The 20,306-nt window shown below is 67.6% G+C and carries 15 protein-coding genes; 8 read left to right on the top strand and 7 right to left on the bottom strand.

Translation table 11 applies throughout. The features are described from left to right. Nucleotide 1: 1 nt before the first annotated feature. From LL964_RS08860 to LL964_RS08845, 4 genes are all read right to left on the bottom strand, one after another. Complete coding sequence (locus LL964_RS08860) at nucleotides 2-2,401, bottom strand: TonB-dependent receptor plug domain-containing protein (protein WP_104586608.1); 2,400 nt, start codon at nucleotides 2,399-2,401, stop codon at nucleotides 2-4. A 329-nt stretch (nucleotides 2,402-2,730) separates the two neighbouring features. Next, nucleotides 2,731-5,118, bottom strand: coding sequence for a TonB-dependent receptor plug domain-containing protein (locus LL964_RS08855; protein ID WP_104586607.1), 2,388 nt, complete (start codon nucleotides 5,116-5,118; stop codon nucleotides 2,731-2,733). 274 nt (nucleotides 5,119-5,392) lie between these two features. Then, on the bottom strand, nucleotides 5,393-5,818 hold the full coding sequence (locus LL964_RS08850; RefSeq protein WP_167395250.1) for a VOC family protein: 426 nt from the start codon (nucleotides 5,816-5,818) through the stop codon (nucleotides 5,393-5,395). Between the two features lie 295 nt (nucleotides 5,819-6,113). Beyond that, complete coding sequence (locus LL964_RS08845) at nucleotides 6,114-8,498, bottom strand: TonB-dependent receptor plug domain-containing protein (RefSeq protein WP_104586606.1); 2,385 nt, start codon at nucleotides 8,496-8,498, stop codon at nucleotides 6,114-6,116. A gap of 179 nt (nucleotides 8,499-8,677) precedes the next feature. Between LL964_RS08845 and LL964_RS08840 the strand changes: the two genes are divergently transcribed. Continuing rightward, on the top strand, nucleotides 8,678-10,597 hold the full coding sequence (locus tag LL964_RS08840) for an ABC-F family ATP-binding cassette domain-containing protein (RefSeq protein WP_104586605.1): 1,920 nt from the start codon (nucleotides 8,678-8,680) through the stop codon (nucleotides 10,595-10,597). A gap of 50 nt (nucleotides 10,598-10,647) precedes the next feature. Beyond that, nucleotides 10,648-11,148: a YcxB family protein gene (locus LL964_RS08835; RefSeq protein WP_104586836.1), complete on the top strand. Its 501-nt coding sequence runs from the start codon at nucleotides 10,648-10,650 to the stop codon at nucleotides 11,146-11,148. A 74-nt stretch (nucleotides 11,149-11,222) separates the two neighbouring features. Here the strand turns inward: LL964_RS08835 and ampR are convergent, their stop codons facing one another. Continuing rightward, nucleotides 11,223-12,098: a LysR family transcriptional regulator AmpR gene (gene ampR, locus LL964_RS08830; protein WP_104586604.1), complete on the bottom strand. Its 876-nt coding sequence runs from the start codon at nucleotides 12,096-12,098 to the stop codon at nucleotides 11,223-11,225. Between the two features lie 100 nt (nucleotides 12,099-12,198). On the opposite strand from ampR, the gene bla reads away from it, so the two are divergent. Next, nucleotides 12,199-13,110 carry a class A beta-lactamase gene (gene bla, locus LL964_RS08825; RefSeq protein WP_104586603.1) on the top strand — a complete coding sequence of 304 codons (912 nt, stop codon included), beginning with the start codon at nucleotides 12,199-12,201 and terminating at the stop codon, nucleotides 13,108-13,110. A gap of 291 nt (nucleotides 13,111-13,401) precedes the next feature. Here bla and LL964_RS08820 read toward each other — a convergent pair whose 3' ends face one another. Beyond that, nucleotides 13,402-14,646, bottom strand: a complete 1,245-nt coding sequence (locus tag LL964_RS08820; RefSeq protein WP_104586602.1) for an MFS transporter — start codon at nucleotides 14,644-14,646, stop codon at nucleotides 13,402-13,404. A 330-nt stretch (nucleotides 14,647-14,976) separates the two neighbouring features. On the opposite strand from LL964_RS08820, the gene LL964_RS08815 reads away from it, so the two are divergent. Continuing rightward, on the top strand, nucleotides 14,977-15,270 hold the full coding sequence (locus LL964_RS08815; protein ID WP_104586601.1) for an FmdB family zinc ribbon protein: 294 nt from the start codon (nucleotides 14,977-14,979) through the stop codon (nucleotides 15,268-15,270). Between the two features lie 56 nt (nucleotides 15,271-15,326). After that, entirely contained in the window at nucleotides 15,327-15,914 is a 588-nt protein-coding gene (locus tag LL964_RS08810) for a hypothetical protein (protein ID WP_104586835.1), read from the top strand. A gap of 22 nt (nucleotides 15,915-15,936) precedes the next feature. On the opposite strand, the gene LL964_RS08805 is transcribed toward LL964_RS08810, so the two are convergent. Next, nucleotides 15,937-16,710, bottom strand: coding sequence for a DUF3011 domain-containing protein (locus LL964_RS08805; RefSeq protein ID WP_104586600.1), 774 nt, complete (start codon nucleotides 16,708-16,710; stop codon nucleotides 15,937-15,939). A gap of 157 nt (nucleotides 16,711-16,867) precedes the next feature. Between LL964_RS08805 and aspS the strand changes: the two genes are divergently transcribed. The 3 genes from aspS (at nucleotide 16,868) to LL964_RS08790 (ending at nucleotide 20,262) form a co-directional block, all read left to right on the top strand. Continuing rightward, nucleotides 16,868-18,634 (top strand): aspartate--tRNA ligase, encoded by a 1,767-nt coding sequence (gene aspS / locus LL964_RS08800; RefSeq protein ID WP_104586599.1) that lies wholly within the window; start codon nucleotides 16,868-16,870, stop codon nucleotides 18,632-18,634. Between the two features lie 276 nt (nucleotides 18,635-18,910). Continuing rightward, a complete protein-coding gene (locus LL964_RS08795; protein WP_104586598.1) occupies nucleotides 18,911-19,438 on the top strand; it encodes a GNAT family N-acetyltransferase in 528 nt (175 codons plus the stop codon). Between the two features lie 140 nt (nucleotides 19,439-19,578). Then, nucleotides 19,579-20,262 (top strand): esterase/lipase family protein, encoded by a 684-nt coding sequence (locus LL964_RS08790; protein ID WP_146092340.1) that lies wholly within the window; start codon nucleotides 19,579-19,581, stop codon nucleotides 20,260-20,262. Nucleotides 20,263-20,306: the final 44 nt, after the last annotated feature.

Raw genomic sequence — 20,306 nt, 5'->3', positions numbered from 1 at the left:
ATCAGAACCGGTAGGTCACCCGGCCGTACCAGTACCGGCCGTTGAAACCGAACGGCGACAGCGACGGATACTGCAGGCCGCTGGCGCGGTCGTCGTAGCCGGTGGTCAGTTGTGCCTTGGTCGGGTACTGGTTGGTGAGATTGTCGGCGCCGACAGTAAACGTGAAGGCATTCCAGGTCTGGCTGGCAGCCAGATTGAGCAGCCAACGCGCAGCGTAGGTCTGGTCCTGGCTGCCGTCGGCCGGGTCGCCGATGCGCTTGATCGCGCCGTAGCGGGTGGCATTGAAATTGAGCGCGAATCCGCCGATCGACCAATCCGCGGCCGCCATGTACTTGGTGCGCGGCGTCGACTGGGTGAGCAGACCCTGGCTGGCGCGCCCGAAGTTGGGATTGGACAGCTCCAGGATGGTGGTCTTGTTGTAGTTGGCGCTGGCGCTGAGGTTGAGCTTGCCGTAGCTGCCCAGGTCGGCCAGATAGCTGTTGATCCAGTCCACGCCGCGGGTGCGGCTGGTGGCGCCGTTGACGAAGAACTGCACCGCCGCCACCTGGCCGATCGGTTCTGCCAATTGCAGCTGGTCCGAATACAGGATCTGATCCCAGATGCGGATCTGGTACACGTCCAGGCTGGAGGTGAAGTTGGCCGTCGGTTGCCACACGCCGCCCAGGCCGTAGTTGGTGGATTTTTCCGGGCTCAGCGGGCGGGCGCCCAGTTGCAGGGCGATCGGATCGGAGGTGCGGTACGTGCCTACCTGCACCAGTTGGCCGTCCTGCGGCAGGGTCACCACCGAAGCGTAGTTCTGCTGTGCCAACGAGGGCGCGCGGAAGCCGTTGGAGATGGTGCCACGTAGCGCGAACGTATCGCTGAAGGCGTAGCGCGCCGACAGCTTGCCCGAGCGCGTGGAGCCGGCATCGCTGTAGTTCTCGAAGCGCCCGGCGATGCCGCCGGACAGCTTGTCGGTGAGGTCCGCTTCCAGGTTGGCGTACACCGCGTTGCTGTGGCGACCGAACTTGCCGGCGACCGAGGGCTCCAGGCCGGAGAACACCTGCGCGCCGCCCGGGTAGGGCGTGCCGGTAGAAGGGTCGATGGTGGCCGGGTCGAAGAAGTACGAATCCGGCGAACCGGCGGTGATCGCGTAGCGGTCCTGGCGATGCTCGGCACCGAAGGCGACATTGACCGGATACGCCAGTCCCCAGTCGAAGGACTTGTTGATGTCCAGGTTGACCACGCCCTGTTCGGTCTCGAAGCCGCCGGCATTGAAGTCGGTCGGCGAGCTGCCGGTAGACCAGTACAGGTTGGTGTTGATGCTGTCGAGGATGTTGAAGCTCATGTCGTTCTTGCCGTAGGTGGCCGACACGTCCCAGTTCCATTCGCCCGCGGTGGTGCCCTTCAATCCCAGCACCGCCGAGCGGTCGTTGACGGGGTTGTAGATCTGCGGCAGGAATCCGTTGGGATAGACCGCCTGCACGTTGCGGCTGGTGTTGTCGTAGGCGCGGTAATAGCCGTTGGAAGTCACCTCGCGTCGGCTCGCGCTGAAGTGGCCGTAAAGCTCCACGTTGGGCGTGAATGCATAGCCGAAGGCAGCCAGACCCTGGTAGAAGGTCGAATCCGGATCGCCGTGGCGCTGGTAGGGAACGCCGCTGGGATTGGCCGCCCCTGCGATGGTGGTGGCGCGGTTGGTGTTCTCGCTGCGGTTGGTGTCCATGGTGTTCTGGTAGTTCCAGGACAGACGCACCCAGCCAGGCGCCGAATCGCCACCGCTTCCGCCGAACGGCAGGCCGATCGAGCCATCGATACCGTTCTGCGCGCCATCGCCCTTGTCCATGAGGCCGCCATTGATCGAAACGCTGTTGCTGCCGGCGTCGGCGCCATGCTTGAGCACGATGTTGACCACCCCGGCGATGGCATCGGAGCCGTATTGCGCCGATGCGCCGTCGCGCAGCACCTCGATGCGTGCAATGGCCGACATCGGCAGCGAGTTTAGATCGGCCGGTGCCGAGCCACGGCCCACGTACGGGTTGTAGTTGATCAACGAGGAGGTGTGATAGCGCTTGCCATCGACCAGCACCAGCACCGCATCGGGCGACAAGCCGCGCAGGGTGACCGGGCGCGCGGCGTCGTTGCCGTCGGAAATGGCCGGGCGCGGGAAGTTCAACGATGGCAGCAGCTTGCCCAGCGCGGTGGCGATGTCGGTGGCACCGGTGGCCTGCAGCGATTGCTCGGTGATGATGTCGATCGGCGATTCGGATTCGGCCACGGTGCGGTCGCTGACGCGGGTGCCGGTGACGATCAGGGTGTCCAGGGTCTTCTGCGGCTGGGTCGACTGCGACTGCGCACTGGCAGCGAAGGAACAGACGGTGAGTACGACTGAAATCGCCAGCGAGAGTGCGTTGGAGGTGTGCATGGGAATCAAGGCTCGAAGGGGCTGATGGACGCAGCGACGAAGCAGCGGAATGCCGGGGGAATGTGACTGCGGGTGGGTATGGTCTTGCCTGCGCGGCACGCTTCCAGCTGCGGAAGCGGCGTGCGCGAAGATGACAGCAATCGGCAAGGCGCGATGTGGCGCCTTGCGCGTTTTGCTGAGCGCATCCGTGCTGAAGCGGTGCAACCACGACTCGGTCAGGCAGGCCCGCGCAGGTGCGCGAGCAGCCAGAAGAACCTGACGTCGTCAGGGCGTACTGATGCGTTGCCGCAACCTGCCTGCGCCGGTCGCTGCCGACCGGCGCAGGTGACTTACCACTTGTAGTTCACGTTGGCGTACACCAGCGCGCCGTTGAAGCCGAACGGCGAGGCGCTGCTGTAAGGCAGGTAGTTGCGCGTGCCCAGGCCGGCCTGCTGGCGATCGGGATATTCGTTGAGCACGTTGTCGCCGCCGACGGTGAAGTTCCATGCACCCAGCCGGTAGGACGCGGCCAGATCCAGCGTCCACTTGGCCGCATAGGTCTGGTCGCTGCCCGCATTGGTGCCGAAGGTGGTGAACTCGCCCCAGCGCGTGGCGGTACCGGTGAAGGACCAGTTGCCCGGCGACCAGGTGCCGCCCAGGAAGAACTTGTCGCGCGGCGTGCCTTCGGTGATACGGCCCAGTTCTGCGCGGCCGATGCGGACCGCACCCGGATCGATCGCCTCCAGCGCGGCGGGATTGGCGGCGATGCGTTCGATCTCGGTCTTGTTGTAGTTGTAGCCGGTGGTCAGTTCGGCGCTGCTGCCGTCCAGATTCCAGCGGTAGGTGCCCACCGCATCCACACCCTGGGTCTTGGTATCCACCGCATTGGTGAAATAGCGCCCGCCACCGATGCCGGGGAAGCCGTTGGCCTGCAGGTAGTTGCGTGCGGCAGTGGAGGTGAGGTTCTCCGACAGCACGATGCGGTCGTCGATATCGATGCGGTAGGCATCGACGGTGATGTACAGATTGTCCACCGGCTGCAGCACCACGCCCAGCCCGTAGTTGTTGGACTCCTCGGCCCGCAGTGGTTCCGCACCGAGCGCGATCGCGGCCGGGTTGTCGGTGCGGAAGGTGCCGATCTCGAACGGAATCGCCGTCACCGTGCCGTTGGGCTGGGCCACGTTGAGGAACTGCGTGGCGATCGACTGGAAGTTCTGCTGCTGCAGCGACGGCGCACGGAAGCCGGTGGAGACCGTTGCACGCAGCGCCACCTTGGGGCTGAAGGCATAACGCAGCGACAGCTTGCCGGTGGCGGTGTCGCCGAAGTCGCTGTACTTCTCGTAGCGCCCGGCCAGGCCCGCCGACAGCTTCTCGGTCAGGTCCGCTTCCAGGTCGATGTAGGCCGAGTGGCTGTTGCGGTCGTAGTAGCCGGCGTCGGAGAGTTTGAAGCCGGGGAATACCTGCGCGCCCGGGATCAGCGTGCCGGCCGCGGAGGGAATGCCGCCGTTGGCCGAAGACGCCGCATCGCCCGGCGACTGGTTGAACTTCTCGCCGCGCCATTCCGCGCCGAAGGCCAGCGTGACCGGATAGGCCAGGCCCCAGTCCAGCGTCTTGGTGAAGTCGGCATTGAGCACGTTCTGCGTCACTTCCAGCGTACCGGCGTGGAAGTCGGTGGGGCTGGCCAGCCCTAAGCTGTTGTTCAAGCTGTTGCGTACGTCGAAGGTGAGATTGTTCTGGCCGTAGTTGTAGCTCAGGTCGATGTTCAGGCCGCCTTCGGTGGACGTCTTCAGGCCGCCCACCCAGGACACGTCCTTGGTGACGTTGTAGATCTGCGGCAGGAAGCCGTCCGGATAGATCTGCGGACGGTTGCGGTTATCGCCGGCAAAACGGAAATAGCCGTTGGAGAGCACTTCGCGCCGGCTGAGCATGCCGAACGAGTAGAAGGTCAGGTATTCGGTGGGGCTGTATTCGCCGTTGAACGACACTGCGCCCTGGTCGATCTCCGGGTCGCCGTAGCGCTGCTCCACGCGGCCCTGGAACGGCAAGGCGCGATTGGTCTGGTCCGAATGCCCGGCCTGCGCGGCCAGGTGCACCTTGCCGGTGCCGGCGAAGCTGAAACCGGCGTCGCCGGACAGCTGATACTGCTCGCCATCGCCGGCGCTGTACTTGCCATAGCGGCCATTGAGGCTGCCGCCCTCGCCGCTGCCCTTGAGGACCACGTTGATCACGCCGGCGATCGCATCCGAGCCGTACTGCGCCGAGGCGCCGTCGCGCAGCACTTCGATGCGCTCCACGGCAGCGATCGGGATGGTGTTGAGATCGGCTGGCGAAGAACCGCGCCCCTGGGTGTCGTTGAGATTGATCAGTGCGGTGGTGTGATAGCGCTTGCCGTTGACCAACACCAAGACCTGGTCGGGCGACAGGCCGCGCAGCTGCGCCGGACGCACGGCATCCGAGCCGTCGGAAATGGCGGGGCGAGGAAAGTTCAGCGAAGGAATCGCGCGCGACAGCGCAGTCGCCAGCTCGGTGGTACCCGTGGATTCCAGTGCCTGGGGCGAAATGATGTCGATCGGCGATGCCGATTCGGCCACCGTGCGGTCGGCCACGCGTGTGCCGGTGACGATCAGCGTGTCGAGCGTCTTCTGGGCCGGAGCCTGCGACTGCGCGACTGCATGTGGGGCGGAAAACGTCAGAGCAACGGCGACAGCGACTGCAAGTGGACTGGACGTGCAATTCATGCGGTGACAACTCCGAGTGGGGAACGGATGCAGCGCAGTGGGCCCCCTCCCAGGCCGCGTCCGTTGCGGCAGCTGCGGTGCGTTCTCAACCATTAACCACGCGTAACCGCATGTCAAATTTTGGTTACATCACGCATGCGATCGTCATCGACGATGTGTTGGTGTCAACGTTGTCATCGTGCACCAAAATGAGGCGCTGATTGCACTTCCCGTGCCCACGCAAGGCTTGTGGGCGCCCCATTTTGGACATCGATACCAGTTATGAAAGTTCGGTTCAGAATGTGATCTGCACCGCATCTGCGCTTCGTTGCGCAGGTCCGTGGAAGACGGCTTCGATATTGTTGCCATCGGGATCGAGCACGAACGCGGCGTAGTAGCTCGGGTGATAGGGGCGCAGGCCCGGTGCTCCGTTGTCGCGGCCACCGTGCGCCAGTGCGATGTCATGAAAGGCATGCACCATGGCCACGTCGCGGGCCTGGAACGCCAGGTGATGACGGCCGGTCAGCACACCCTGTGCCACGGTGTGGCGATCGGAGACGAATAGTTCGTCGGCCCAGAAGAATCCTTCGCCTTCGCCTCCGATCGGTACGCCGAGGACGTCGAGCACGGCCTGATAGAAGCGCCGGCTTGCGGACAGGTCCTGCACCACCAGATGCAGATGATCGATCAGGCGGCCACGACGCAACTGCGATGCTTCCATGGGCATGCTCCGGCAACGACAGGAACTGCGTCATAGCACGGGCCACGCCGTGGCACCGTCATGGGCCGCGCTGCGTCGTGGCCGGGAGTCGAGGCCAAGCGAGCCCGGCGCATGACGCCGGCCGCTGCGTCCGCCGGTGGCAGGCGGTGTCCAGACAGTGGCCAACGCCATCGCCCCGGGAGCAAGCCGGGGCGATGGGGCGATGGGCGATACCAGTGCAGGAACGCTCACTCGCACTGGCTGAAAGCCACCGCGCGTCAGCCGGACGAGCGGTGCTCGCGCACTCCTGCCGTGCTTACCAGCGGTAGTTGATGCGCCCGTACACGTAAGCGCCATTGAAGCCGAATGGCGACAGGTTGCTGTACGGAAACTGCCCGCTGGTGGAGTTGGCGAAGTTGTTCTCGTCCGGGTATTCGTCCAGGACGTTGTCTGCGCCCAGCGTCAGCGTCCAGCGATCCACCTTGTAGCTGGCCGAGGCATCCACCACCCACTTGGCGCCGAAGGTCTGGTCGTTGATCGCCGCGGCCGGGCGGGTGCTGTACTTGCCGTAACGGGTGGCGCCCAGGGCCAGCGTCCAGTGCTCGGAATTCCAGCTGCCATTGAGCAGGAACTTGTCGCGCGGGAAGCCTTCTTCGATGCGGCCACGCTCGGTGCGGTCGATGCGTTCCAAACTCAGCCCGTTGGCCGACAGCGCGGCCGGATTGGCCGCCACGCTGCGCACTTCGGTTTCCGAATAGTTGTAGCCGGCGGTCAGGTCCACGCTGCTGGCGGCCAGCTGCCAGCGGTAGCTGCCCACCACGTCCACGCCGCGCGTGCGCGTATCCACCGCATTGGTGAAGTAGCGCCCGCCGTTGATGCCGAAGATGCCCTGCGATTCCAGCAGCGTGCGCACGCCGGTGCCGGTGAGGTTGGACGACAGCACGATACGGTCGTCCACATCGATCTGGTACGCATCCACGGTGAGGTAGAGCGCATCGGTGGGCTGCAGCACCAGGCCCAGGCTGTAGGACAGCGAGGTTTCCGCATCCAGTGGTTCTGCACCGAAGGCGCGCGCGACGGCGCTATCGGCCGGGAAGGTGCGGATCTCGAACGGATTCGGGTTGCCGGCCAGGAAGGTGGTGCTGGTGGACTGGAAATACTGCTGCGCCAGCGACGGCGCGCGGAAGCCCGACGACACCGTGCCGCGCAGCGCGATCCTGTCGGTGAACGCGTAGCGCGCCGACGCCTTGCCCGAGGCCTGGCTGCCGAAATCGCTGTAGTCCTCATAGCGCCCGGCCAGGCCGGCGGAGAACTTGTCGGTGAAATCGGCTTCGATGTCGGCGTACAACGCGTAGCTGTCGCGCGAATACCGCCCGGACACGCTGGGTGCGAATCCGCCGAAGCCCTGCGCGCCGCCGGCCAGGGTGCCCGCCTGGAAATACGAGCCCACTTCGCCCGGCGACTGGTTCCACTTTTCGTTGCGGTACTCGGCGCCGAAGGCCACGGTGACCGGATAGGCCAGGCCCCAGTCGAACCCGCGCTTGAGGTCCAGGTTGACGATGTTCTGCGTGGTCTCCAGCGCGCCGTCATAGAACGACGTGGGCGAGGTCGGCCCCAGGCTCACGTTGAGCGTGTTGCGGGTATGGAAATCGATGCGGTTGTAGCCGTAGTTGTAGCTGGCATCCCAGTCCCAACCGCCAGCGGTGGAGCCGCGCACGCCGGCCACCAGCGAACGGTCCTTGGCGTAGCTCTGGATCTCCGGCAGGAAGCCCTGCGGATAGATCGAGCGGATGTTCTGGCTGCTGCCCGGCGCGCGGAAGAACGCGAACGAGGTGATGTCGCGGTTGCTGGCGGTAGCGAAGGCATAGCCGGTGACGGCATCGCCGAACTGGTATTCGGTATTGAGCGATGCGGCCTGCGCATTGACGTCGGGGTCGCCGATCTTGAACGCCTTCTGGCCGACCGCCGGTTGCGAGACGCTGGGCGCGCCGGCGTAGCCGCGTGCGCGGTCGGTGGGGTCCTGCTGGTTGAGCTGGGCGGCCACGTGCAGCCAGCCGCGGTCGCCGCCATAGGCCACGCCGGTGTCGCCGGACAGCTCGTAGTTGCTGCCGTCGCCCGCCGAATACTGACCGAAGCCGGCCTGCAGGCTGCCGCCCTTTTCCGCGCCCTTGAGCACGATGTTGACGACGCCGGCGATGGCATCGGAGCCGTACTGCGCCGAGGCGCCGTCGCGCAGCACTTCCACCCGTGCGATCGCCGCGACCGGGATGGTGTTCAGATCCACCGCGGCGGCGCCGCGGCCGATGGTGCCGTTGAGGTTGAGCAGCGAGGAGGTGTGGCGGCGCTTGCCGTTGACCAGCACCAGCACCTGGTCCGGCGACAGCCCGCGCAACTGGGCGGGGCGGATCGCGCTGGTGCCGTCGCTCAGCGCCGGGCGCGGGAAGTTCAGCGAGGGCAGGGCGCGCGCCAGCGCGGTGGCCAGCTCCGGGGTGCCGGTCGCCTGCAGCGATTCGGCGCTGATGATGTCGATCGGCGACTGCGACTCGGCCACGGTACGGTCCGACACCCGGGTGCCGGTGACGATCACCGTATCCAGGGTGTTGGCCGGGGCGGTCGCCGGTGCAGCGGTCTGGGCCAGGGCGGGAGCGGCAAGCAGTGCAGCGACCACGGCGGTCGCCAGCGAAGACAGGGGGGCGTTCATGACAACTCCGAAACGTGGGTCCGGACAGGACCAGGCAAGACTAGGCGGCTGGCGGTCGCGGGCGGGCGAAGAGGTCGGCAGCGAACCTGAAGGCGCTAATTATTCGTTAACGCTAGAATGGCGTCGCAGGAATGCTGCTCATCTGCTCATTCCTTTTCGTTCTATCGGACTGTCCATCCATGATTTCCCTGCGCAACTTCTCCATGCGACGCGGCGAGCGTCTGCTGCTGTCCAACGTCGACCTGACCATGCATGCCGGCTACCGCGTCGGTGTGGTGGGCCGCAACGGCACCGGCAAATCGAGCCTGTTCGCCGCGGTGAAGGGCGAGCTGGAGGCCGACAAGGGCGATGTCGACCTGCCCGGCAAGGTGCGCACTGCCAGCGTGTCGCAGGAAACCCCGTCCCTGCCCGACCCGGCGCTGTCGTTCGTGCTGGGCGGGGATATCGAGGTGTCCGCGGTGTTGCAGGAAGAGGCCGAGGCCACTGCCCGCGAGGACTGGGAGGCGGTGGCCAATGCGCACCAGAAGATGGCCGAGATCGGCGCCTACGATGCCGAGGCGCGCGCCGGCAAGTTGCTGCATGGTCTGGGCTTCCCGGCCGATACGCACCACCGCGCCGTGTCCTCGTTCTCCGGCGGCTGGCGGGTGCGCCTGAACCTGGCGCGCGCACTGATGATGCCCAGTGATCTGCTGTTGCTCGACGAACCCACCAACCATTTGGACATGGACGCGGTGCTATGGCTGGAGCAGTGGCTGCTCAAGTACCCGGGCACCTTGTTGCTGATCAGCCACGACCGCGAATTCCTGGACAACGTGGCCACCCATACCCTGCACCTGCATGGCGGCAGCGCCAAGCTGTACGTCGGCGGCTATACCGATTTCGAACGTCAGCGCATCGAACACCTGCGTCAGCAGCAGATCGCCCACGAAAAGGAACAGGCCGAGCGCGCCCACCTGCAGAGCTTCATCGACCGCTTCAAGGCGCAGGCCAGCAAGGCGACCCAGGCGCAGAGCCGGATGAAGCGCCTGGCCAAGCTCGCAGGCACCGAGGCGGTGCGCGCCGAGCGCGAGTTCCGCATCCAGTTCGCACAACCCAATCGGCTGCCGTTTTCGTTGATCCGGCTCAATCATGTGGAAGCCGGCTATCCCGCGCCCGCAACCCTTCCCCCGCGTGCGGGGGAAGGTGCCCGCAGGGCGGATGGGGGCGACGCTGCCACGGTCATCCTGCACGACGTCGGCTTCGGCCTGGAGGCGGGCGACCGGATCGGTTTGCTGGGGCCCAATGGCGCGGGTAAGTCCACGCTGGTCAAGACGCTGGTGGGCGAACTGGCACCGCTGGCGGGCGAGCGCAGCGCGCACCCGGACCTGCGCATCGGCTATTTCGCCCAGCACACGGTGGAATCGCTGCACGAAGGCCAGTCGCCGATGGACCACTTCCGCGAGCTGTCGCCGGATGGCGCCAACCAGGCGTTCCGCGATTTCCTGGGCAAATGGAACTTCGCCGGCGACCGCGCCTTCGAAGTGGTGGACGGCTTCTCCGGCGGCGAGCGCGCGCGTCTGGCGCTGGCGCTGATCGCCTGGCAGCAGCCCAACGTCTTACTGCTCGACGAACCGACCAACCACCTGGACCTGGAAATGCGCGAAGCGCTGGCCGAAGCGCTGAGCGATTTCGAAGGGGCGATCGTGATGGTCTCGCACGACCGCCATCTGATCGGCCTGGTCTGCGACAGTTTCTGGCGCGTGGCCGATGGCGTGGTGGAGCCGTTCGCTGGCGACCTAGACGAATACGCCGCGTGGCTGCGCAGCCGCCCCGCCGCGCAGGGCACCAAGCAGAAGATGGCCGAAGCTGCGCCGACGCCAGCGCCGCCGACCAAGCCGCTGCCGCCGAAAAAGGCGGTCAACCCGCACAAGCTGGCCAGCGCCGAGAAGCGCGTCGGCGAGCTGGAAGCGGCGCTGGCGGAGCTGGACCGCGAACTGGCCAATCCCGGCAACTATGCCGACAGCGAGAAGATGGCAGTGCTCGGCCGCGACCGCGAAGCCACCGCGCAGCAGCTGGCTGCCGCCGAAGCGGCGTGGATGGAGCTGATCGAGGGCGCGTGACGCGCCTGGGTTAGGCTATGCGCCGAGCCACGCACAAGGATGCCGCGAGCATGATCACCGCCACCATCAGCCTGGAAGACCATCTGGCCGCACAGCGGTTGCATGCGCGTCAGTATTCCAATCGGTTGATCGTGTTTCTGGCCGTCCTGCTGCTGATCGGGGCAGGGCTGCTGAAATTGAGCGGCGCGAACGAGATCGCCGGGCCGGTGCTGATCGGCGGCGGTGGCGGCGGTTTGATCGGCTTGGCGCTGTTGCACCTGTGGGGCCTGCCGCGGCGGATCAAGCGCCTGCATGCACAGCACGCCGCGCTGCGGCATACCTACACCTATGCGTGGGACGAGAACGCGCTGGAAGTCACCTGGGCGGACGGACATTTCCGCCGCCCCTGGACCGATTACATTCGCGTGCGCGAAAACGACCGCGTGCTGCTGCTGTACCACAACGATCGGCTGTTCGAGCTGTTCTGCCCGCACTGGTTTGCCGACCGGGCGCAGTACGAGGCATTTCGCCAGTTGGCCTTGCGGGCGGTGAAGGCGCCTGCCGCGCGCTGAGCGCAGCCGACGCGGCTTCTGCGCAGCTGCTTGCCACGTTTGATGTTCCGGGCGCGGTGCTGCGCGAGCGCCGGTCAGCCGCCCTGCGGCTGTTCGGCCAGCAGCCAATCGCGCAACCGACGCCCGGCCTCGCTCTCCGGCCGCGAACGTAGCCGCGTCAGCCAATAGCGCCCGGCGTCGATGGTGATCGGGAACGGGCAGACCAGACGCCCGGCGTCCAGGTCCTGGCGAAACATCGGTAGCGGCAACAACGCCACGCCGGCGCCGGCCGCCGCCGCGCTGGCCAGGGTCAGCGAGGAATCGAACATCGTCCCGCGCGCGGGCACCTCGGCCGCTCCCGCGGCGCGAAACCATTGCGGCCACTCGTCCAGACGATACGAGCGCAGCAACGGCACCCGCGCAAGATCGTCCGGAGCGCGCAGGCTGCGCGCCATTGCCGGCGCGCAGACCGGCGCAAAGGGCGCTTCCATCACCGCCTCGGCAAGCTGGCCCTGCCAGTCGCCGTCGCCGAAGCGGATCGCCAGATCCAGCCCTTCGCCGGCCAGATCGACACGGTTGTTGTGGGTGGACAGGCGCAGTTCGATATCCGGATGTGCGGCATGAAACGCCGGCAATCGCGGCAGCAGCCAGCCGGTGGCGAAGGTGCCCACCACGCCGACGCTGAGCACCTCGCGATACCGCCCGTCGGCAAAGCGCTCCAGGGTGGCGGCGATGCGGTCGAAGGCCGCGCCCAGCACCGGTGCCAGCGCGGCGCCTTCGTCGGTCAGCGCCACCCCGCGCGGCAGGCGATGGAACAGGCTGGTGCCCAGGCGCTGCTCCAGCGCCTTGATCTGGTGACTGAGGGCGGCCTGGCTGACGCACAACTCGTTCGCCGCGCGGGTCAGATTCTGATGGCGCGCAGCGGCTTCGAACGCGCGCAGGGCATTGAGCGGGAGGCGGGGGCGGAGCATCGAAAGAGATTAGTTCAATTCATGCCTGGGATCGAAACATCGCGATGGTCGGCTGCTGTGCATGCATCGATACTGCCGGCTCCATCAAGGAGGCAGACGCATGTTGAATCGGCGACAGTTCCTGTACGCAACCGGCGCGGGTGTGCTGCTTGCGGCGTCCAGACCCGCGTGGGCAACTACCCTGGCGGTGAACGAGGACGACATGCTGCGAGCGCAGTGGGCGGAAATCGAACGTGGCACCGGCGGCCGCCTGGGCATCAGCGTACTCGACAGCGCCACCGGCTGGCGCCTCGGGCAGCGCGAGAACGAGCGCTTTCCGATGTGCAGCACCTTCAAATTTGTATTGGCTGCTGCCGTCTTGCAGCGGGTGGACCAGGGCAAGCTGTCGTTGGCGCAACCGGTCGGGATCCGCGCCTCGGACATGCTGGCGCATGCGCCGGTGACCGAACGCCACGTCGGCGGCTCCCTGAGCGTGGGCGAACTGTGCCGGGCCACGATGATCCATAGCGACAACCCGGCGGCCAATCTGTTGTTCCCGCTGGTCGGCGACCCGGCCGGACTGACCGCCTTCCTGCGCAGCATCGGCGATGCCAAGACCCGCAGCGACCGCTACGAGCCGGAGATGAACCGGTTCGCGCCCGGAGAACCGCGCGATACCACCACCCCTGCGGCAATGGCATCCACGCTGCGCACGCTGCTGCTCGGCGATGCGCTGGCGCCTGCCTCGCGCAAGCAGCTGACCGACTGGATGATCGACAACCGCACCGGCGACGATTGCCTGCGTGCCGGCCTGCCGCGCGGCTGGAAGATCGGCGACAAGACCGGCAGCAACGGCACCGACACCCGCAACGACATCGCCATCGTCTGGCCGCCGAAGGGCCGGCCGCCCCTGTTGCTGACGACGTACTTGAACGGAGCCAAGGTCGACGACGCAGCACGCGATGCGGCGTTGAAGCAGGTCGCGGCCACCGTTGCCGCGGCAGTCGCACCCGCAGGTCCGCTCGCGCAGTGACGCCGATGCGGCAGGGGGCATTGGTGTCCAGTGCGACGGCAACCCGCGCGCCATGTGCACTAGCCCGAGCTTGTCACGGCCTCCAGGCGATGCCGTATCCGCCGCCATGCTGTGCAGGAGCGGCCCCGGCCGCGAGGGCTTCACCAGGATGGCAATGTGTCGTCGCTGCCGTTCCTGCAATCCGGCGCGAAGCAAGGCGTGCACGCTGCTGACGCGCGGCTGGCCAGCGCGCGTCGAGCGGGCGGTCGCTGCCACCGCTCGCCTGTTCGCGGCTGGACGTGCACCACGCGCCTAGCCGCGCTTGCTGCGCGGCGCCGTGTCGGCGTGCTGCGTTTCCGGCATCAATTCCAGCGCCGATGGCGTGGTGCGCAGCATCGGACGGAAGGCGATGGGATGGGTGCGGCGGCGGGCGAAGCGCAGCAGGCGCGAGAGGGTGAAACCGGCCAGGCCCAGCAGCATGACGGCGAAGTAGACCGGCAGCGCCGCCGGACCGAATTTCTGCATCGCGCCGCCTGCGAGCGCCGGCCCGAGCGCCGCGCCGACGCCATGCACCAGCAACAGGCTGCTGCAGCCGGAGAGCAGGTCTTCGCGAGGCAGGTAATCGAGCATGTGCGCCACCGCGAACGGGTACAGCGAGAACACCAGGCCGCCATAGACGAAGAACAGCACGAACAGCAGGGTGGTCTGGGCCTGCACCGCCGGCAGCGCGGCGGCGATCGCCACTCCCGCCGCCAGCAGGCTTACCGCGACCAGGCCGATGCGGCGGTCGTGGCCGTCGCTGATGCGCCCGATCGGCCACTGCAGCACCGCGCCGCCGACGATGGCGGTGAGCATGAACATGGCCACGCCATCGGCATCCAGGCCGATGCGGTCGGCATACACCGGCAGCAGCCCCCAGAACGCGCCCATCGCCAGGCCGGACAGGCCGGCGGCGATCGTCGCGACCGGTGCCAACGCATACAACCTCGCCAGCCGCAGCCGTGCCACGTGCGGCACTTCGGGCGGGATCAGGCGCGTGGTCACCACCGGCATCACCGCCGCGCAGATCAGGATCGCCGTCAGCGTGAACATCGCCGGCGCGCTCGCGTCGCCGGCGGTGAGCAGGATCTGCCCCAGCGCCAGCGCCGAGAGATTGATCGCCATGTACACCGAAAAGATGCGGCTGCGGCGGCGCGCATCCGGCTCGGCGTTGAGCCAGCTCTCGATGACCGTGTACAGGCCGACCAGCGCCGCGCCAGTGACCAGGCGCAGGACGCTCCAGCCCCAGGGCGTGAGCCAGATCGGATGCAGCAGCACGGCGATCGCCGCCAGCGCGGCGTAGAACGCGAACGCGCGGATGTGGCCGATGCGCCGGATCAACGGCGGGGCGAAGAACGTGCCCAGGAAGAAGCCGGCGAAGTATCCGGACATGATCAGGCCGAGCGCGCGCGCATCGAAACCGGCCTGGCCGCCGCGCACGGCGAGCAGGGTGCCCAGCAGACCGCTGCCGGTCAGCAGCAAGGCCACGCCGAGCAGCAGGGCGGTCAGTCGCCACATGGATGCGGCCCTCGTGGGGAGAACGTCGCGTCAATCACGCGTTCGAGTGTAGCAGCCCGGCTGGCGACGTCAGGCCGGCCTCGGCCTGGGGCCGTTTGCAGCGACTGCGAATAGCGCGTGCGTGGCGCGCTCGCGCACGCAGCGACAGCGTGCGTGCCCGGCATCCGGCCGCGCGCGCAGGCCAGCGGGCATTGCGTGTCGAACGGGTGCGCGCGTGCGTTCCCACAAGCGCAGGCCGAACCGGCCCCGCGCGTCGCGGCCAACCGCTGCGCCGGTACGCGCGCATCGGTCTAGAATCTGCGCCCCTGTACCGTTCCAGCGACTTTCGTCATGCCCATCTACGCGTTTCAGTGTACGACCTGCGGCCACGCCTTCGACCGCCTGCAGAAGATTGCCGACCCCGATCCGCAGGCGTGTCCGGCCTGCAGCGCAGCCACGGTCAAGCGCCAGGTCACCGCGCCGGCATTTCGCCTGTCAGGCAGCGGATGGTACGAGACCGATTTCAAATCGGCCGGCGAAAAGAAGAAGAATCTGACCGAGAGCAGCGGTGGCGGCGAGGCCAAGCCGGCGGCAGCCAGCGACAGCAAACCGGCCGCTGCCAAGCCGGCGGCCGATCCGGCGTGATGCGGCGGACGCACGGACAGGCGGCCAAGCGCGCGCTGCAGCGAGCGCTGTGCCTGATGGCTGTGGCCCTGGCGACAGCCGGATGCGCCACCTCCACATCCCCTTCCGTCGCCGCCGCGCCGGCCGATCGCTTCCTGGCGGCGCTTGCCGCCTACTGCGGGCAGGCCTTCGCCGGCCGCGTGCTGGTCGATGTCCCGGCCTCGGCAACGCCCGGCCCGTTCGCCGGCAAGACCCTGGTGATGCACGTGCGCGGCTGCGAGGATCCAGGCCGCGAGCTGCGCGTGCCGTTCCATGTCGGCGACGATCGTTCGCGGACCTGGGTACTGACCCGAACACCGGCCGGGCTGCGGCTCAAGCACGATCATCGGCACCCGGACGGCAGTGCCGATGCGCTGAGCCAGTACGGCGGCGACAGCCGGGCGGGCAGTACCGCCACCCGCCAGGAATTTCCGGTGGATGCTGCATCGATCGCCTTGTTCCGGCGGCTGGGCTCCACCGCGTCGCTGGAAAACACCTGGGCGATGGAACTCCAGCCAGGCCAGCAACTGGTCTACGAACTGAGCCGCCCGAACGGGCGCTTGTTCCGGGTTGCCTTCGATCTCACCCGTCCGGTGGCGCCGCCGCCCGCTCCCTGGGGCGGTTGAACCGCCAAGGAGCGATGCGCCTTCAGCGCGCCTCGAAACGCGCGCGACAACCGTCGTTGACCCAGACCACCGCGCGGCGCCGGTCGTAACCCCAGGTGCGGCCTTCCTCGCAGCGGGTGTCGGAGAGCTGACGGGTCGGCACCGGGTAGCCGGCGCGGTCGTCCCATTGACAGGTGCGCAGGCGGCGATCGTCGCTGCTGCAGGTGATCGCGTAGCCGGGGCGGGGGCGGTCGCCGGGCCTGCCGTCGTCGTCGCGGTCCCAGCCGCGGCCGCCCCGGGCCGGTGCGAAGTCCGCCCGGCACCCGTCGTCCACCCAGATCCGGCCGTTGTCCTGGTGCCAGTTGCGCCCCTCCACGCAGGCGGTGCCCGATAGCTGGCGCACGATCATGGCGCGTCGCCAGCCGGTGTCGCAGACGACCTGGCGCCGGTCGCGACTCTCGCAGCGCACCGTGCCGCCGGGCAGGTTGCCGGGGCGGTCGTCGCGGCCCCAGCTGCCGCGGCCCCAGCCGCCGCGCGCCTCCACGAAGCGGCCGCGGCAGCCATTGTCCACCCAGACCCGGCCGCGCTCGCTGCCCCAGTTGCGGCCTTCGATGCATCGGGTCCCGGAGATGTTCTCCACCAGCGCAGCGCGTCCCCGGAACGGGGTATCGCATTCGCGGCGGCGATTGTCCTTGCTGGAACAGGTGATGCTGGAATCGTTCCAGCCGCGTTCCTGCGCGGCGGCGGGAGCGCTGGTCAAGGCGCCCGCGCAGACGACGAGGCCAAGACAGGAAGTCAGCAGGGCAGTGCGCAACATCGTGGCGTCCTTGATGCGAGAGGGGCGTGGCGCCTATTCAGCCGAGCGCCGACTTAAGCGCCGATGACCGCTGCCGCATTTGCTCCTGCCGGCCGCCGGCCCCAGAATATCCGGCTTTCCGACGCCGTCCTGCGTCGGGTTTTCAGCGGAGCTTTCGATGCGTACCCACTTCTGCGGCCTGGTCGACGAGACCCTGATCGGCCAAACCGTCACTCTCGCCGGCTGGACCGACGTGGCCCGTAACCTGGGTGGGGTGTGCTTCATCGACCTGCGCGACCACGAAGGCATCGTGCAGGTGACGGTGGAGCCGGCCGAAGGCGACGCCAATGCCGCCGAAGTGTTCAAGGTGGCCGCCAGTCTGGGCTACGAGGACGTGCTGCAGGTCGAAGGCGTGGTGCGTGCGCGGCATGCGGTCAACGACAAGCTGCGCACCGGCAAGGTGGAAGTGATCGCCACCCGCATCAGCATCCTCAACAAGGCTGCACCGCTGCCGTTCCACGCGCACGAAAACCCGGGCGAGGATACCCGCCTGAAGTACCGCTACCTGGACCTGCGCCGGCCGGAAATGCAGCGCATGCAGCGCACCCGCATCAAGCTGGTGCAGGCCCTGCGCCGCCATCTGGATGCGCGCGATTTCCAGGACATCGAAACCCCGATCCTGACCAAGGCCACCCCCGAAGGCGCGCGCGACTTCCTGGTGCCGGCGCGCATGCATCCGGGCGAGTTCTACGCCTTGCCGCAGAGCCCGCAGCTGTTCAAGCAGATCCTGATGGTGGCCGGCTTCGACCGCTACTACCAGATCGCGCGCTGCTTCCGCGACGAAGCGCTGCGCGCCGATCGCCAGCTGGAATTCACCCAGCTGGACATGGAGTTCGCCTTCGTGCGCGAGCGCGATGTGCAGGATTTCGTCGAAGACATGATCCGCGCCATCTTCAAGGAAGTGGTGGATGTCGACCTGGCTGCGCAGTTCCCGCGCATGACCTGGGCCGAGGCGATGCGTCGCTACGGCTCGGACAAGCCGGACCTGCGCATCGCGCTGGAACTGGTCGATGTGGCCGAGCTGGTGAAGGACAGCGAGTTCGCCGTGTTCAGCGCCGCCGCCAACGATGCCGATGGTCGCGTCGCCGCGCTGCGCATCCCCGGCGGTGCCAGCCTGTCGCGCAAGCAGATCGACGACTACGCCGCGCACGCCGCCAAGTACGGTGCCAAGGGCCTGGCCTACATCAAGCTGTCGGAGACCGGCGAGGTCAGCTCGCCGATCGCCAAGTTCTTCTCCGAAGCCGCCTTTGCCGCGTTGCTCGAGCGCGTCGGTGCGGGCAATGGCGACATCGTGTTCTTCGGTGCCGGCGGCTACACCAAGGTCTCCGACTTCATGGGCGCGCTGCGCCTGAAGGCCGGCAAGGAGTTCAATCTGGTCGCCGAGGGCTGGGCGCCGCTGTGGGTCACCGATTTCCCGATGTTCGAATGGGACGAGGAAGCGCAGCGTTACGTCGCCCTGCATCATCCCTTCACCGCACCGGCGGTGGACGATATCGCCGACCTGCGCGCCAACGCCCGCACCGCGGTCTCGCGCGGCTACGACATGGTGCTCAACGGCAATGAAATCGGCGGCGGCTCGATCCGTATCCATCGCCCGGACATGCAGAGCGCGGTGTTCGAACTGCTCGGCATCGGCGCCGACGAAGCGCGCGCCAAGTTCGGCTTCCTGCTGGATGCCTTGAACTACGGCGCACCGCCGCACGGCGGCATCGCTTTCGGCATCGACCGCATTGCTGCGCTGATGGCCGGCACCGAGTCCATCCGCGACGTGATCCCGTTCCCCAAGACCACCGGTGCGCAGGACCTGATGACCGACGCCCCGTCGCCGATCGCCGCCGAGCAGCTGGCCGAAGTGCACGTGCAGGTGCGCCCCAAGCAGGCCTGACCTGCACATGGCCACGCCGAGCGCGTGGCCCTGCGGCGCAGGCCGGCCATACGCCGCCAGCACCGCGCCATCGGTAACGCGCTGCCAGTTCAAGCCGTCAGCGCCTTGATCGAACGCAGCAGGCAGCAAGCCATCCTGCAGGGCAGGACAGGTGGCGTGGTTTCCGCTTCGCTTTGCCGCTCTTACGAATCCCAAATCCCGACTCCCGAATTCCCGCTTGCACCACCAACGCCGCATGCGCGAAGCTGCCATGCCCATCCGGCATGAGAGGCCCGCATGACCCGCATCCGCCGCGCCACGCCGGACGATGCCGAAGCGCTGTCGCTGCTGGCGGCGCAGACGTTCACCGAGACCTTCGGGCACCTGTATCCGGAAGAAGATCTGCGGGGCTTCCTGCAGGAAACCTATGCCGTCGAACGCGCCCGCGTGGTGCTGGCGCATGCGGACTATGCGATCTGGCTGCTGGAGATGGACGACCTGCTGGTCGGTCATGCCGCCGCCGGTCCGTGCGGGTTGCCGCACGAGGACGTGCGGCCGGGCGATGGGGAGCTCAAGCGCCTGTATCTGCTCAAGGACTATCAAAGCAGCGGCTGGGGCAGCCGGCTGTTCGAAACCGCGCTGGACTGGCTGCAGCGCGACGGCCCGCGCACGCTGTGGATCGGCGTGTGGTCGGAAAACTTCGGCGCGCAGCGCTTCTATGCGCGCTACGGTTTCGAGAAGGTGGGCGAATACGATTTCCCGGTCGGCAAGATCGTCGATCGCGAGTTCATCCTGCGGCGCGGGCCGATCGCTGCCGCGGGCTGAGGTGCCGGGATTCGGGATTCGGGAGGGCGTTGGCGTGGTTCGTGCGGCTGTGTCCGCGCATCGGCAGCGGGCGCCCGTACACTGCAGATCCTGCGCCGCGTCCGCCTTGCCCGACGCCTGCGCGCCACGCTCCGGTCCCCATGCCTTCGTCCAGCGCATCTTCGGCTATTGCAGCCACTCCGCGGCGGAGCTCGCGCAAGCAATCGACCACCACCACCGCCGATGTGCTGTTGGTGCATGGCATCTGGAATACCGCGCACTGGTTGCTGCCGTTGGCGCGCCGGCTGCGTGGCGACGGGCTGGCGCCGGCATTGTTCGGCTACGCCAGCGTGCTGGGTGGTCCGGCGCAGGCGGTGCCGCAGCTGGTCGCGCGGGTGCGCGCCAGCGGCGCGCAATTGCTGGTCTGCCACAGCCTGGGCGGGTTGATGGCCTTGCAGGCCTTGCGCGATGCGCCCGACCTGCCGGTGCACCGGGTGGTCTGCCTGGGGGCGCCGCTGTGTGGCAGCGCCGCCGCACGCGGCCTGGCCCGGCGCGGTGGCGTCTGGGCCATGGGCCGCAGCGCGGCGCTGCTGCAGCAGGGCTTCGCGCAGTGGGAGGGTGCGGCCGAGATCGGTCAGGTGGCCGGCTGCATCCCGCGTGGCGTCGGCCGCTGGCTGGCGCCGCTGGACAGCGACTCCGACGGCACCGTGGCGCTGGCCGAAACCCGCCTGCCCGGGCTGCGCGACCACTGCGTGGTGCAGGCCAGCCATGGCGGCCTGCTGCGCTCGCCGGCCGCCGCCGCCCAGGCGCTGGCCTTCCTGCGCCATGGTCGTTTCCGGCACTGAGCGGCGCTGCCCCGGTGCGGGCAGGCAATCAGGTAAAATCCGCG

This window comes from Xanthomonas melonis, assembly GCF_020783655.1.
Lineage (GTDB): Bacteria > Pseudomonadota > Gammaproteobacteria > Xanthomonadales > Xanthomonadaceae > Xanthomonas > Xanthomonas melonis.
The sequence above is the reverse complement of the archived record's forward strand: the minus strand, read 5'-3'. Positions and strand labels throughout refer to the sequence as shown.

Excerpts from the sequence above, each read along its gene's own strand:
- LL964_RS08860 (WP_104586608.1), bottom strand. The coding sequence starts at position 2,401 with ATGCACACCTCCAACGCACTCTCGCTGGCGATTTCAGTCGTACTCACC.
- LL964_RS08855 (WP_104586607.1), bottom strand. The coding sequence starts at position 5,118 with ATGAATTGCACGTCCAGTCCACTTGCAGTCGCTGTCGCCGTTGCTCTG.
- LL964_RS08850 (WP_167395250.1), bottom strand. The coding sequence starts at position 5,818 with ATGGAAGCATCGCAGTTGCGTCGTGGCCGCCTGATCGATCATCTGCAT.
- LL964_RS08845 (WP_104586606.1), bottom strand. The coding sequence starts at position 8,498 with ATGAACGCCCCCCTGTCTTCGCTGGCGACCGCCGTGGTCGCTGCACTG.
- LL964_RS08840 (WP_104586605.1), top strand. The coding sequence starts at position 8,678 with ATGATTTCCCTGCGCAACTTCTCCATGCGACGCGGCGAGCGTCTGCTG.
- LL964_RS08835 (WP_104586836.1), top strand. The coding sequence starts at position 10,648 with ATGATCACCGCCACCATCAGCCTGGAAGACCATCTGGCCGCACAGCGG.
- ampR (WP_104586604.1), bottom strand. The coding sequence starts at position 12,098 with ATGCTCCGCCCCCGCCTCCCGCTCAATGCCCTGCGCGCGTTCGAAGCC.
- bla (WP_104586603.1), top strand. The coding sequence starts at position 12,199 with ATGTTGAATCGGCGACAGTTCCTGTACGCAACCGGCGCGGGTGTGCTG.
- LL964_RS08820 (WP_104586602.1), bottom strand. The coding sequence starts at position 14,646 with ATGTGGCGACTGACCGCCCTGCTGCTCGGCGTGGCCTTGCTGCTGACC.
- LL964_RS08815 (WP_104586601.1), top strand. The coding sequence starts at position 14,977 with ATGCCCATCTACGCGTTTCAGTGTACGACCTGCGGCCACGCCTTCGAC.
- LL964_RS08810 (WP_104586835.1), top strand. The coding sequence starts at position 15,327 with ATGGCTGTGGCCCTGGCGACAGCCGGATGCGCCACCTCCACATCCCCT.
- LL964_RS08805 (WP_104586600.1), bottom strand. The coding sequence starts at position 16,710 with ATGTTGCGCACTGCCCTGCTGACTTCCTGTCTTGGCCTCGTCGTCTGC.
- aspS (WP_104586599.1), top strand. The coding sequence starts at position 16,868 with ATGCGTACCCACTTCTGCGGCCTGGTCGACGAGACCCTGATCGGCCAA.
- LL964_RS08795 (WP_104586598.1), top strand. The coding sequence starts at position 18,911 with ATGACCCGCATCCGCCGCGCCACGCCGGACGATGCCGAAGCGCTGTCG.
- LL964_RS08790 (WP_146092340.1), top strand. The coding sequence starts at position 19,579 with ATGCCTTCGTCCAGCGCATCTTCGGCTATTGCAGCCACTCCGCGGCGG.